Here is a 12,282-nt window from a genome sequence, read left to right as displayed (position 1 = left end):
TTTCATTTTTCAATAAATTCAGGAATATGCTATGACCACTCAATCTACTGAATATCAACCTGATATCCTTGGTACAGGTTATGAAAAACTAACCTTAAACTTAGCAGATGACTATGATGGTAAAGTCATTGCGACTTTGGTACGCAAACAAGCAGCTCAAGCGACCAAGAAAGCAGTGCTCTATATCCATGGTTTTATCGATTATTTCTTTCAAACAGAAATGGCTGAACAATTTAATCAACATGATTATGATTTTTATGCACTTGATTTAAGAAAATATGGTCGTTCTTACCTACCACATCAAAAATATTATTATGTTCTAAATTTGAATGAATATGATGAAGAAATCACGCAAGCATTAAAGATTATTGGTCAGGAAGGCCACACTGAGGTGTTACTGGCAGGACATTCTACAGGTGGATTGATCGCAACATTATATGCAGCACATTATCCACAACACCCCCTTATTCAAGCCTTATGGTGCAATAGTCCTTTTTATGACTTTAATATGCCTGCTTGGAAGAAAAAATTAGCCCTCCCCAAACTCAGCGCATTGGGTAAACGCTTACCTAATTTAAAGTTTCCAAGTGAATTAAATAAATGGTATGTCACCAGTCTGCATAAAGATTTGCAAGGCGAATGGGATTTCAGCTTAGAGTGGAAAAAACCAACTTACCCCAAAGTATATTTAAGCTTTGTGCATGCAATTTTTGAAGCGCAAAAAGAAATTCATGCAGGCGTACAGATCAATGTACCAACCTTGGTGATGCATTCTCACAAAACAACCTATCCTAAGAAATTTAACCGAGATGCTCAAAGCACTGATGTTATTTTAGAGGTCAAAGACATCATCAGGGATGCAGGTAAAATACAGGGCGACGTTAATGTCATGACCATTCAAAATGGACTTCATGACTTGGTCTTATCGGCACCAGAAGTCAGAAAAGAAGTTTATCATCAACTTTTTTCTTGGTTAGCCCAAAAACAGCTTTAAAAGCGCCAATTCATTCTTCTTTACAAGCGAATGATCAGTTAAAAAGTATCCTGCAAAATCAATGTTCATCTTTATATTTCATTAGAATTTGATGAGCAGGATGCCCGACTGGTGTAAGTTCAATCAAACGTTCAACGGCATCAATCGCCTCTGGAAAATGTGCAAGGTGTTTTAATAAAGCATCTGTTTCATTGGCTTTAAAAATCGCTTCACTCAGGCGTGATTCAAGGCAGTCTCGCCATGCCGATAAAAAAGGACTTTCAGTTTTAGCTAAAAATACACCTTTGCATAATTTTAAAGCGGATTCGGTATAGCCCGCATCTAAAGCATTCTCTGCTTGCAAGAAATCTGCTTCAACATGTGCCAATAAACGATAAGGCCGTGAACCCAGCATGCCGCCCAAAATATCACGCAACTGCGACATTTCAGCTTTTAATGTGCCGACACTCACTTTTCGTTCACCATACAGCGCTTGATGTAAATTTTCCAGATTCATCCCTTGTGGACACAACGCAAGAATAGTCAAAATTTCAATTTGTCGTGGTGTCAGTACCACGATCTTGCCATTGAACAACACTTGTGGCACAGCAAAAGCCCGGATAAATAAATGTTGTTGCTGAAACTCTAGCAATGCCGATTGAATAATTGAGGCACAGCGTTCAGCAGCCAGTAATCCCAAACTATTGTGATGATTCCATGTGGTTGAAAGATCAATTACCCCTAAAACTTGTTTGGAATATGGATCTATAATTGGAGAGGCATAACAAACCCAGTCATGCACCGAAGACATAAAATGTTCATTAGAAAACACACAACTGGATTGTTGGGTTTTTAATGACAGTGCCAAAGCATTGGTTCCCACCAAATCTTCTCGCCATTGCCCACCAGCAATAAAATGAACACGTTCTGCGGCATTGCGCATTTGCCCACTTGCGGCTGACCAGATAATGGTACTGCCAATATCCCCTACCGCAGCAACCATTGCAGACTGTTCTGCGATATGGGTTAATTCATCACGACAATGTTCGATTGCTTTTTCTAACAGTGTTTTTCTTTCTTGTTTTACATTCATCAAGGGTGCAGCATCACGATCTTTGGGAATCGCAGCTGAGTTGGAACGTTGCCATGAACTTGCAATACTCTGCCCGAGTTGATCAGCATGTTTTAAAGACAAACTACTGCTTTGGCGTAATTGCTCAATTAAACTCCGTTTATTTGATAACTCTTGTTGGCTTAACATACGCTACTTCCTCTGTAATTCGTTAAAAAATATCCTATCCTTTCTCTGTTGTTTTTATCCAGCGTACCTGCTTATAAATTACTCTACCACATTAACATAGTGAGCTTAACCTGAGTCAACACAACTCATACCAAAGCTGTAGAATAAAACCAATTTTTTCCAATATTTAGCAATTTTCCAATAAACAAGAAAATATTGCCAAAGATTAAAGCATAGCGCAAATATGTCTTGGATTTCATCCAACCTTTTCCCTACCTTTGACTCTCTATGCTCAAACCATCATGTAAACAATCATTGTTCATACATGCCATATTAAACACATCATGAATATAAGTAAAGGGATACTCTTATGCGTTATGTAGATCCAAATCAGCCTGGTTCAAAAGTACAGTTCAAAGCCCAATATGAAAACTTTATTGATGGCAAATGGGTAGCACCGGTTAAAGGGCAATATTTTGATAATGTCTCTCCTGTAGATGGTAAAGCCTTTACCAAAATTCCACGTTCTTCTGCGGAAGATATCGAACTTGCATTAGATGCAGCACATAAAGCCAAAGCTTCATGGAACAAAGCTTCTCCAACAACACGTTCAAATGTACTGCTGAAAATTGCAGATCGTTTAGAAGAAAATTTAGAATTACTCGCAGTTGCAGAAACATGGGAAAACGGTAAGCCAATTCGTGAAACATTGGCAGCCGATATTCCTTTAGCAATTGACCATTTCCGTTATTTTGCAGGTTGTTTACGTGCACAAGAAGGTGGTATTTCTGAAATTGATGAAGATACCATTGCTTACCACTTCCATGAGCCTTTAGGTGTAGTTGGTCAGATCATTCCATGGAATTTCCCTATTCTTATGGCAGCATGGAAACTTGCACCGGCACTTGCAGCGGGTAACTGTATTGTGCTTAAACCTGCTGAACAAACTCCATCAAGTATTTTAGTTGTTGCTGAACTCATTCAAGATATTTTACCGCCAGGCGTTTTAAATATTGTCAATGGTTACGGCGTTGAAGTGGGTCGCCCACTGGCAACAAATCCACGCATTGCTAAAATTGCATTTACAGGCTCCACTGCTGTTGGTCAAATGATCATGCAATATGCAACTGAAAATATTATTCCTGTGACACTTGAGCTTGGTGGTAAATCACCAAACATTTTCTTTGAAGATGTCATGGATAAAGATGATGACTATTTAGACAAAGCGCTTGAAGGCTTTGCCATGTTCGCTTTAAACCAAGGTGAAGTATGTACTTGCCCATCACGTGCCTTGGTTCAAGAAAGTATTGCCGATAAATTCCTAGAAATGGCAGTTGAACGTGTAAAACGCATCAAAACTGGACATCCTCTAGATACAGACACCATGATTGGTGCTCAGGCATCTCAAGAGCAACAAGACAAAATCTTGGGTTGTATCGCAACAGGTCGTGCTGAAGGCGCTCAATTGCTTACAGGTGGCGGCGATCGTCAGGAAGTCGGTCAAGGTTTCTATATTGAACCTACCATTTTCAAAGGCGACAACAGTATGAAGATTTTCCAAGAAGAAATTTTTGGACCAGTGCTCTCTGTCGCAACATTTAAAGATTATGACGATGCAATCCGAATTGCCAATGATACGATGTATGGCTTAGGCGCTGGTGTATGGTCGCGTTCTGCGCATACCTCTTATCGTGCGGGTCGTGCGATTGAAGCTGGTCGTGTATGGACCAACTGCTACCATATCTACCCTGCACATGCTGCATTCGGTGGTTATAAGAAATCAGGTATTGGCCGTGAAAACCACAAGATGATGCTTGATCATTATCAACAAACCAAGAATTTATTGGTTAGCTATTCAACCAAAGCAATGGGCTTCTTCTAAGTCCTGTAGTTAATTTACACTTTAAAAAAGCGAACTTCGGTTCGCTTTTTTTGGTCGTGATGACGATACTTTTTAACTCATATCACAATCAATTCATTATTTTATACAGATTGCGATGATTCGCTAAATTTAGTCGGTTGTTGGATTCAACCAAACATCTTCATAGCCATCCTTATCAATAATGACATGATAACCGTGCTCAAGCGCTAAATAAGGTAAAATTTCAGGTAAATATTGCTGTAAATGCGAGGCATGCAGCGGTTGATAAAAATCATCAGCTGAAGAATATTCTCCACAGTGAATAAACCAAGAAACATTGTCTTGTTTTTGTAGCGCAACTCGAACTGCATAAATCGGTTGTTGACCTAGACTCTGTAATGCAATTGCAACCCTATCCGACGGATTAAATTCGATATATTTTGACTCATATTTTTTGCAGATTTGCCGTTGTAATGTTTCTAAATCCATCAACACATTCCTTTATTGCCTGTTTAGTATTGTCTGTTTAGTTAAATAAACCAATACGTTTAAATCAGATATACTGAGATCAGCAGTAAAATTATTTCGGTCTTTTCCATAACATTTTAATATTTTCGAAACTATATCCAACCACGACTCTTAAATTCATCATCAATAACATTGTGAAAAATACAATCACAGACATCACCAAACTTCGTGGAAAAAATTTCTGATCTAAAACAGATTTGTAAGTATTCAATGCTAAATATAAAATGATCAAAAGTGTGTAAAACAACAGTTGAAAGTAGATTTTGTATCTTGGCTTTTTCTCAACAATTTCCATCAAATATACAGACAAAGATAATGCAGAAAGTGCGGTAAAAACGAAGAAGCCGAGTACCCATAAAATACTAAAGCTTTTGATATGGCTGATTGCCCATAAGGATAGGTTAGCAATACAGCCACATAGTATAAATGCTGTTTTAGGACGTCCTATGAGTTTATAAATCAAATCATTCATGCTGTGCTTATACTCATCTTTTATTCTTCTGCGAAACGCTCACGATAAAATGCTAAACCATTTGTGCAATATCAATAAATGCCTGTGTAATTGGACTCATCTGTTTTTTATTCTTCACTGCCAGACTAATAGACCGCTTAATATTCGGTGATAAAGGTAATTTTTGAACATTGGGAAACAGTGTCATCAACTCTTTATTCAAGGCCATATCTGCGACAATTGAAACACCAGCACCATTGTTCACCATATTAATAATGGTCAAAATTTGAGAAAAATAACATTTAATTTTTGGACTCAAATTGGCTTTTCTAAACATCTCTGTCACATGGTTTTGACTGCCTGCTGAGGTCATTAAAAAAGGATGTTCTACCAATTCATCCAATCGAACTGCACTTTGTTGTGATCGTGTATAGGACTTAGGAATAAGTGCTACAAAGATATCCTCAATCACAGGAAAAGTATCAAAGCGTTCTTCAGGTAAAACCACAAATCCAACATCAATAGTACGATCATGAATCCATTGAGTAATATCTTTGTCCGTTCCTTCTTTAATAAACACTTCAATATTTGGATATTTTAAACTAAATTTTTCTAGAATTAAGGGAATCAGTACATTAGAAGATGAAGCACCAAAAGATCCTATTCTTAAAGTCCCAGAATGAAATCCTTGTATATCGGAGATTTCTTGCTTTAGGACATTGGAAATATTCAAAATTTCTTTCACATGCACTAAAAGCAGTATACCCGATTCAGTTAACTCAACTTCATTATGATTGCGATAAAACAATTTGACCGACCAATCTTGTTCTAAGCTTTTAATTGCATGAGAAATCGCAGATTGAGAAATTTGCAAACGCTGTGCTGTAACAGTAAAGCTTTTCTGTTCAGCCAACATGGCAAAAATAGTCAGTTGAGTAAATGTCATCGCCACTCTATCCATGAGTAAAGACTCATTTTACCATGAATAGGCATAAGTCATATTCTTGATTAAAGTTTACTTGGGTTTAGCTTACAGATGAAAAAATCAGTGGCTGGGACTTGGTCGAATTAGGTTCTGCATAGAGCGTTCAGCATGCTACAAATGATTACTATTCTTTTCCCATCCATTGCCCTGATTGGTTTAGGTTTTTATCTGTTCCAGTCGCGTATATTGGAAGAGAAATTCTGGAATGGCGCAGAAAAGCTCAATTACTATATTTTATTTCCAGCCTTATTGTTTAGCTCTCTTGCAAATGCAGATATGAATATGGGGCATCTCAACAGCATTCTTACGGTCATTTTTTTAATTATGGCCATGATCATTGCTGGCGTTTATCTGTTTGCAAAGTTAAACCGCACACCTATTGCCCAGATCGGTGTATATGTCCAAAGCTTGATTCGTTTTAATACCTATCTCGGACTCTCGATTGCCACGACACTCAATCATGCTGAAATCAAAAGTATCTTGGTAAATATCCTTGCTATAGCAATTCCCTTGGTTAATGTTGTTTCGATCCTTTCATTGACAGATAAAGATCAACTGAACATTAAAAATATATTCTGGTCTCTAATCAAAAATCCACTGATCAGCTCTTGTATATTGGGAATTACATTTAATGTTTTAAACATCCCTATTTGGTCTGGCTTTGCAAATCTGTTAAATGCTTTTTCAAGTAGTAGCCTGATGTTGGGCTTATTATGTGTAGGAACAGCAATTCAGTTTTCGACGCTCAGAGTTTATCTGAAAAAGTCTTTGCTCATTAGCCTACTCAGATTATTGCTGATCCCGCTTATTGCCTTTATCTGTTTGCAGTTTTTTGAGCTAAGTCATGCCGCGGTGATTGCTATCATGATTTTCTTTTCTATCCCAACCGCATCTTCCGCATATATCTTAACCAAACTGTTAAACGGCGATCATCAATTAATGGCAGCAAGCATCAGCATGCAAACACTTTTATCCGTATTCACTTTGGCACTGATCCTTGCACTATTACAGCATTATTATGTTTAATCTATTATATTTTTGATTCGTGTTTGTTCATCAAATATTTTGCTGATTCAATGTAGTTTTGCTTTGTATAGAATAGCTGTGCTGCATGGCAAGGTACAACACAACTCGATTCTCTCCTGCTAGCAGTCTAAATAATGGAATCAGAATCTATAAGCTTATTTATCAAGATTTAGCCAATTCCATCTCAACAAAATGAAGATGATCAACGCCCCAAAACATTTCATCGCCAATAAACCATGTCGGTGCACCAAAAACACCACGCCCAATGGCTTCTTCTGTCATATTTTTTAGTTGGGCTTTAACCTGTTCATCTGAAAGCCAAGTTTGAACCTGCTCTGTACTAAAACCCAATGATTGAAGCAAGGTAATAAGTTCATTGATATCATTTAAATTACGCGGATGCCCAAACATTGCATCAAATAAAGCGTTTAACACTGTTAAGAATTTTTCAGCTTGATAAAGCTGAACCGCTGTAATCACGCGCATCAGATTTAAAGTATTAATAGGAAAATAGGGATTCATTTGTATTGGAATATTCCAGAGTTTTGACCAACGCCCCATATCGATCATCGAATAACTGGCTTTTGCTGGCACAGCCATTGGACTACTGTTCCCTGTGGCTTTAAAAATGCCGCCAAGCAAGATTGGTTTCCAGATCACTTGTGCTTGATTTTGTTTTGCAATTTTTTGAATCTGATAAAAGCCTAAATAACTATATGGACTACCCAAATCAAAATAAAATTCTACCTGTTTCATTTAGTGTTATTCCTTAACTGTACTGATCATATTTTTACTGTAAAAATGATTCTAGAAAAAACTTAAATCATCACTTCTTAATCTCGCTATATCGAGATAAGTCATCTAGCTATATTAACCTACTCACACAAACCAACTTACTAATATAAAGTGACTTACCATTTTTCCATCCAAGGTCGTAAATCTAGCTCATGCGTCCATGCATCACGTGGTTGCTGGGCAAGATGCCAATAATTTTCAGCAATATGTTCAGGATTTAAAATACCATCTTGGTCTTTTTTCTCATAAAGATGAGGAAAACTGTTTTTAATAAAATCTGTATCAATTGCACCATCAACTACCACATGAGCCACATGAATATTCTGTGGACCAAGTTCACGCGCCATACTCTGTGCCAAAGCTCTAAGTGCATGCTTTGCCCCTGCAAATGCTGAAAAATAAGCAGCACCACGTAGACCAGCAGTCGCGCCAGTAAAGATCAATGTCCCGCGTTGTCGGCTTACCATTCGTTTCGCCACTTCACGACCAGTTAAAAAAGCAGAAAAACACGCCATTTCCCATATTTTAAAATATTTACGCGCTGTTTCTTCAAGAATGCTGCAGGGAACATTCGCACCGATATTAAAAACCAGTACCTCTATTTCGCCAATGTTGCTTTCAATTTCTTCGATCAATTGTATAACTTGCTGTTCTTTTCGAGCATCAGATGCAAAACCATATGCTGTTCCACCTGCCTGTTCAATCTCATCAATCAGTGGTTGTAACTTGTCAGCATTGCGACGGGTCATACAACTAATATATCCCCCTTTGGCAAAACGTTTCGCAATTGCGCCACCTGTTGCATCACCTGCTCCAATAATCAATGCAACTTTCTGATTTGATGTTGTTATTTCATCTTGCATATCATGCTTCCCTTTTTGCATAACGATCGTTATTATAACGATTACTATGTTATAGTTTTACTAGAGCGTCAAGGAAAAATTTGATCGAGGAAAATATGCGATACAAATCTGGCTATAAAGAAGAAAAAAGAAAAGAGCTATTAAAAATCAGTGGACAGCTTGCCAAAAAAGATGGTTTTGCTGCAACCGGTGTAGATGGCTTTATGAAAGCTGCTGGTGTGACCAGTGGTGCATTCTATTCACATTTTTCTTCCAAGCAGGATTTGTTTAAAGCATTGGTTGAAAACGAACTCAAAAATAGCATTCAGATGTGGCAAAACAACCCTCATGATCAGGCTGAGTTATGGATTGAATTTGAACTTAATCGTTACTTAACCCTCTCGCATGTTGAACATCCAGATTATGGTTGTGTATTGCCAACGCTCGCTACAGAAGTCGCACGTTCTGATGATGAGATTAAACAACGCTATCAGCAAGAATTACAACGCGGTCATGCCCTATTTACTCAACGCCTCGGAAGTGAAGAAAAAGCTTGGGGCGTCTTATGTCAACTGGTGGGTGCTATACTGATAGCAAGAAGTGTTTCTGATGATTCGGTTAAATTGACCATTTTGGAATCAAGCAAACACTGTATTTATTCTATGTTGCAAATCACAGCATAAATTTAGTTTTCAACCCAATACAATCTAGTATAAATTAGCAATATTCTCGTTAAATCATTATAAAACCATGACTTCCTCCACACACGCTTTGCCGAAGACAATCTATGCCATTCAACATTTAGCATTTGAAGATTTAGGTATTCTTGAAGACACTTTTTATGATTTGGGCTATCGCATACGTTATTTTGAAGCGGGTATGGATGATTTAAAGCAAGCATTTGAATTTGAAGGTCTAGTTATCATTCTAGGTGGCCCAATTGGTGTTTATGAAACTGAAGATTATCCCTTTTTAAATGATGAAATTGCTTATCTTAAACAACGTTTAGCCAAGAATTTACCAACGATTGGCATTTGCTTAGGTGCACAATTGATTGCACATGCTTTAGGCGCAAAGGTTTATGCAGGCCATCAAAAAGAAATAGGCTGGAGTCAATTGAAGCTAAATCTGGCTCAAAATAATCCGTTATTGCCAATCGTTAATACCGAAGTTTTACATTGGCATGGTGATACCTTTGACTTGCCTGTACAGGCTGAATTACTTGCCAGTTCAGCAATTTATACAAATCAGGCATTTAGAGTCGGGCAAAATATCTTGGCGTTACAATTCCATGTCGAAGTTGCGGCAGATGATATGGAAAAATGGCTGATTGGTCATACTTGTGAATTACGCAAAGCTGGCTTAAATATTCCTCATTTACGAGCTGAAAATGAAAAATATGCACCAAATCTTGAATTAAAATCACCACTGGTTTTAGAGCATTTTATCAAACACTTAAATGTATAATCTGTTTATCTATATCAGCATGAAATAGACTTTTCTGTTTCGTGCTTTTTATATCTTATTTACTCTTCCCCCATAAATACAGCGTTGCTCGAAATATAATATCAATACTGCATTGCCTATATTTAACTGACTATACCGTTTACATTAAAAAGATATTCTTTATTCTCACACAATATTATTTAATCATACTTAATATTTTATACTAAGTCGTACCTGATCATTATTTTTGAGCTACAGGATTATACAGAGTAGATACATTAAAGCTTGCTGATTTATTTATACTGCATACTTTAAAACCAAGACTTTGTTTGCAATGAATAAAATATATATTGGCGCATCTGTGCTCATGACAACACTTCTTTCTGCCTGTTCTACCCCTGAAGTAAATACTCAAAATGCAAAACCGCTTGGCATGGCCAATCCTGCAAGTGTGTATTGTCAAAAAATGGGAGGCGAGTCTCAGATTAAAAAAGATGCATTAGGAAATGAAGCTGGATATTGTAAGCTTCCAAATGGAACAGTGGTTGATGAATGGAAGTTGTTTAGAAGTGCACAAGGCGATGAGCAAGCTGCTGCTAAATAATTTTGAATAATCGCTAGGAATATAAACAATAGACAAGCCTTCTTTGAGTAACTGATTTTCTATTGGCAGAAATTTCAGACTCATTACTGTATATTCACTACGGTAATGAGTTGCTCCACCCTTTTCATAGTTAAAATAAATTAGATCTAAACTTGCACTAAATATAAACAGTATTGTATTTATTTTGGGAATATTGAATAGATGAAAACCTATCAATCTAAACAGGAACTGATTGTTGCAATCAATAATTCATTAAATCAATATTTAACAGAATTTGTAGAAATATCCGAAGACTTAAAAAATCATAAAGTTGCAGCTGTAGATAAAACCCCTGCCCAAAATTTAGCCTATCAATTGGGATGGGTAAATCTATTATTAGAATGGGAAAGCAAAGAACTTGCAGGTTTCCCTGTTTCAATGCCGAAAGAAGGCTATAAATGGAATAACTTAGCAAGTCTATATCAAAATTTTTATCAAACCCATGCCCAGCATCCATTAAAAGAAAATACTCAGTTATTGTCTAAACGGGTCAAAGAAGTCACAGACTGGATTGAAAATCTAACAGATGAAGAACTATTTGAAATAAATCAACGTAAATGGGCAACCACACCTGCCAACTGGCCACTGTATAAATGGATTCATATCAACACTGTCGCCCCTTTTACCAACTTTAGAGTTCAAATTAGAAAATGGAAGAAACTCAACATAAATACTGAATAAACCAAATAGCCTTAACAGGTTATCTTTTTCAGATCTAAGTATTGAGTACTGGTGTTATTTAATTCGTCCAAATAATACTGTTTGGGTTTTTCTTGTCCCAAGGATTAAAAGTAGGCAGGTATTCTGTTTTATAGACACGCTCATATTCACCACAGAATAATGCTCTATTTATCTCAGTACTGGTATTTTCATCATCCAGTTGCTCATGCATGACTTCAATTGGTTTTTCTTGCTGGATCAATACCAAACTATGCGGATTTGGAGTAATGCAACCTGTAAGCATAAGCAACAATATCATTGTTATTTTTTTCATAAACTTGCTTCATCGTTCTTAGGTTAAGCTGACCATAAACTATTTATATCTTATATCACCCTCTCAATTTATCGATAACAATTAAAATTTGAGTTTTTCTAAAGTACGTATTAAAATTTTGATTAAGTAACAAAATCAAGATTTGATATAAACAGATCAAATCTAATTAACTAAAAGTGCTGAGCGTTAAAATTCAATCACTCGCAATTTTATTGATTGTCAGCCATTTAAGGTGTAAAGAATTTAATCCATGCTCCGTAGAAATAAGCCAAACACAAAACAATTGTTATCCTCTGCTTGGTCAACAGATCAAGATTGCTTTCTCATTGAAAACAACCATTTAACTGTTGATCAATTGGTTGAAATACTGCCTTACCAGCATGATGAAATTATCGCAAGAAAAAGACAACTTGGACTGCTTAGAAGAGATTTTTACATGAAAAAACTACATGACTTGTAAGCAAAATTACAATACCCCCACATCAGGCGCGACATAAT

Annotated in this window: 15 protein-coding genes; 8 read left to right on the top strand and 7 right to left on the bottom strand. The window is 36.7% G+C overall.

Translation table 11 applies throughout. The features are described 5' to 3' along the window. Positions 1 to 31: 31 nt before the first annotated feature. A complete protein-coding gene (locus F981_RS05890) occupies positions 32 to 994 on the top strand; it encodes an alpha/beta hydrolase (protein ID WP_004719521.1) in 963 nt (320 codons plus the stop codon). A 58-nt stretch (positions 995 to 1,052) separates the two neighbouring features. On the opposite strand, the gene F981_RS05885 is transcribed toward F981_RS05890, so the two are convergent. Continuing rightward, positions 1,053 to 2,234: a sigma-54-dependent transcriptional regulator family protein gene (locus tag F981_RS05885; protein ID WP_004719519.1), complete on the bottom strand. Its 1,182-nt coding sequence runs from the start codon at positions 2,232 to 2,234 to the stop codon at positions 1,053 to 1,055. A gap of 349 nt (positions 2,235 to 2,583) precedes the next feature. Between F981_RS05885 and exaC the strand changes: the two genes are divergently transcribed. Next, complete coding sequence (gene exaC / locus F981_RS05880) at positions 2,584 to 4,095, top strand: acetaldehyde dehydrogenase ExaC (protein WP_004719517.1); 1,512 nt, start codon at positions 2,584 to 2,586, stop codon at positions 4,093 to 4,095. 129 nt (positions 4,096 to 4,224) lie between these two features. Here exaC and F981_RS05875 read toward each other — a convergent pair whose 3' ends face one another. The 3 genes from F981_RS05875 to F981_RS05865 form a co-directional block, all read right to left on the bottom strand. Next, positions 4,225 to 4,563, bottom strand: a complete 339-nt coding sequence (locus F981_RS05875) for an immunity protein Imm33 domain-containing protein (protein WP_004719512.1) — start codon at positions 4,561 to 4,563, stop codon at positions 4,225 to 4,227. 91 nt (positions 4,564 to 4,654) lie between these two features. Further along, positions 4,655 to 5,074, bottom strand: coding sequence for a hypothetical protein (locus F981_RS05870; RefSeq protein ID WP_004719511.1), 420 nt, complete (start codon positions 5,072 to 5,074; stop codon positions 4,655 to 4,657). 52 nt (positions 5,075 to 5,126) lie between these two features. Continuing rightward, complete coding sequence (locus F981_RS05865) at positions 5,127 to 5,999, bottom strand: LysR family transcriptional regulator (protein WP_016539355.1); 873 nt, start codon at positions 5,997 to 5,999, stop codon at positions 5,127 to 5,129. 147 nt (positions 6,000 to 6,146) lie between these two features. On the opposite strand from F981_RS05865, the gene F981_RS05860 reads away from it, so the two are divergent. Next, entirely contained in the window at positions 6,147 to 7,064 is a 918-nt protein-coding gene (locus F981_RS05860; RefSeq protein ID WP_004719505.1) for an AEC family transporter, read from the top strand. Positions 7,065 to 7,226: 162 nt separating this feature from the next. Here F981_RS05860 and F981_RS05855 read toward each other — a convergent pair whose 3' ends face one another. Beyond that, positions 7,227 to 7,820, bottom strand: a complete 594-nt coding sequence (locus F981_RS05855) for a 2-hydroxychromene-2-carboxylate isomerase (RefSeq protein WP_004719504.1) — start codon at positions 7,818 to 7,820, stop codon at positions 7,227 to 7,229. 155 nt (positions 7,821 to 7,975) lie between these two features. Next, positions 7,976 to 8,722: an SDR family oxidoreductase gene (locus tag F981_RS05850; protein ID WP_004719501.1), complete on the bottom strand. Its 747-nt coding sequence runs from the start codon at positions 8,720 to 8,722 to the stop codon at positions 7,976 to 7,978. Positions 8,723 to 8,817: 95 nt separating this feature from the next. Here F981_RS05850 and F981_RS05845 point away from each other — a divergent pair, with 95 nt between their 5' ends. The 4 genes from F981_RS05845 to F981_RS05830 all read left to right on the top strand — a co-directional run bounded on the left by F981_RS05845 (position 8,818) and on the right by F981_RS05830 (position 11,471). Beyond that, a complete protein-coding gene (locus F981_RS05845; protein ID WP_004719498.1) occupies positions 8,818 to 9,384 on the top strand; it encodes a TetR/AcrR family transcriptional regulator in 567 nt (188 codons plus the stop codon). Between the two features lie 67 nt (positions 9,385 to 9,451). Then, positions 9,452 to 10,168 carry a glutamine amidotransferase gene (locus tag F981_RS05840; protein ID WP_004719497.1) on the top strand — a complete coding sequence of 239 codons (717 nt, stop codon included), beginning with the start codon at positions 9,452 to 9,454 and terminating at the stop codon, positions 10,166 to 10,168. 313 nt (positions 10,169 to 10,481) lie between these two features. Beyond that, positions 10,482 to 10,751 carry a putative hemolysin gene (locus tag F981_RS05835; RefSeq protein WP_004719494.1) on the top strand — a complete coding sequence of 90 codons (270 nt, stop codon included), beginning with the start codon at positions 10,482 to 10,484 and terminating at the stop codon, positions 10,749 to 10,751. A 201-nt stretch (positions 10,752 to 10,952) separates the two neighbouring features. Continuing rightward, positions 10,953 to 11,471, top strand: coding sequence for a ClbS/DfsB family four-helix bundle protein (locus tag F981_RS05830; protein WP_004719493.1), 519 nt, complete (start codon positions 10,953 to 10,955; stop codon positions 11,469 to 11,471). A gap of 58 nt (positions 11,472 to 11,529) precedes the next feature. Here F981_RS05830 and F981_RS05825 read toward each other — a convergent pair whose 3' ends face one another. After that, positions 11,530 to 11,784: a hypothetical protein gene (locus tag F981_RS05825; protein ID WP_151027080.1), complete on the bottom strand. Its 255-nt coding sequence runs from the start codon at positions 11,782 to 11,784 to the stop codon at positions 11,530 to 11,532. 250 nt (positions 11,785 to 12,034) lie between these two features. Between F981_RS05825 and F981_RS05820 the strand changes: the two genes are divergently transcribed. Beyond that, positions 12,035 to 12,244, top strand: a complete 210-nt coding sequence (locus F981_RS05820; RefSeq protein ID WP_016539352.1) for a hypothetical protein — start codon at positions 12,035 to 12,037, stop codon at positions 12,242 to 12,244. The last annotated feature ends 38 nt before the right edge of the window (positions 12,245 to 12,282 follow it).

The organism is Acinetobacter guillouiae CIP 63.46 (assembly GCF_000368145.1).
Taxonomy (GTDB): Bacteria; Pseudomonadota; Gammaproteobacteria; order Pseudomonadales; family Moraxellaceae; genus Acinetobacter; species Acinetobacter guillouiae.
Note: the sequence above shows the minus strand (reverse complement) of the source record. Positions and strands in the feature narration are given on the sequence as shown.

Excerpts from the sequence above, each read along its gene's own strand:
- F981_RS05890 (WP_004719521.1), top strand. The coding sequence starts at position 32 with ATGACCACTCAATCTACTGAATATCAACCTGATATCCTTGGTACAGGT.
- F981_RS05885 (WP_004719519.1), bottom strand. The coding sequence starts at position 2,234 with ATGTTAAGCCAACAAGAGTTATCAAATAAACGGAGTTTAATTGAGCAA.
- exaC (WP_004719517.1), top strand. The coding sequence starts at position 2,584 with ATGCGTTATGTAGATCCAAATCAGCCTGGTTCAAAAGTACAGTTCAAA.
- F981_RS05875 (WP_004719512.1), bottom strand. The coding sequence starts at position 4,563 with ATGGATTTAGAAACATTACAACGGCAAATCTGCAAAAAATATGAGTCA.
- F981_RS05870 (WP_004719511.1), bottom strand. The coding sequence starts at position 5,074 with ATGAATGATTTGATTTATAAACTCATAGGACGTCCTAAAACAGCATTT.
- F981_RS05865 (WP_016539355.1), bottom strand. The coding sequence starts at position 5,999 with ATGACATTTACTCAACTGACTATTTTTGCCATGTTGGCTGAACAGAAA.
- F981_RS05860 (WP_004719505.1), top strand. The coding sequence starts at position 6,147 with ATGCTACAAATGATTACTATTCTTTTCCCATCCATTGCCCTGATTGGT.
- F981_RS05855 (WP_004719504.1), bottom strand. The coding sequence starts at position 7,820 with ATGAAACAGGTAGAATTTTATTTTGATTTGGGTAGTCCATATAGTTAT.
- F981_RS05850 (WP_004719501.1), bottom strand. The coding sequence starts at position 8,722 with ATGCAAGATGAAATAACAACATCAAATCAGAAAGTTGCATTGATTATT.
- F981_RS05845 (WP_004719498.1), top strand. The coding sequence starts at position 8,818 with ATGCGATACAAATCTGGCTATAAAGAAGAAAAAAGAAAAGAGCTATTA.
- F981_RS05840 (WP_004719497.1), top strand. The coding sequence starts at position 9,452 with ATGACTTCCTCCACACACGCTTTGCCGAAGACAATCTATGCCATTCAA.
- F981_RS05835 (WP_004719494.1), top strand. The coding sequence starts at position 10,482 with ATGAATAAAATATATATTGGCGCATCTGTGCTCATGACAACACTTCTT.
- F981_RS05830 (WP_004719493.1), top strand. The coding sequence starts at position 10,953 with ATGAAAACCTATCAATCTAAACAGGAACTGATTGTTGCAATCAATAAT.
- F981_RS05825 (WP_151027080.1), bottom strand. The coding sequence starts at position 11,784 with ATGAAAAAAATAACAATGATATTGTTGCTTATGCTTACAGGTTGCATT.
- F981_RS05820 (WP_016539352.1), top strand. The coding sequence starts at position 12,035 with ATGCTCCGTAGAAATAAGCCAAACACAAAACAATTGTTATCCTCTGCT.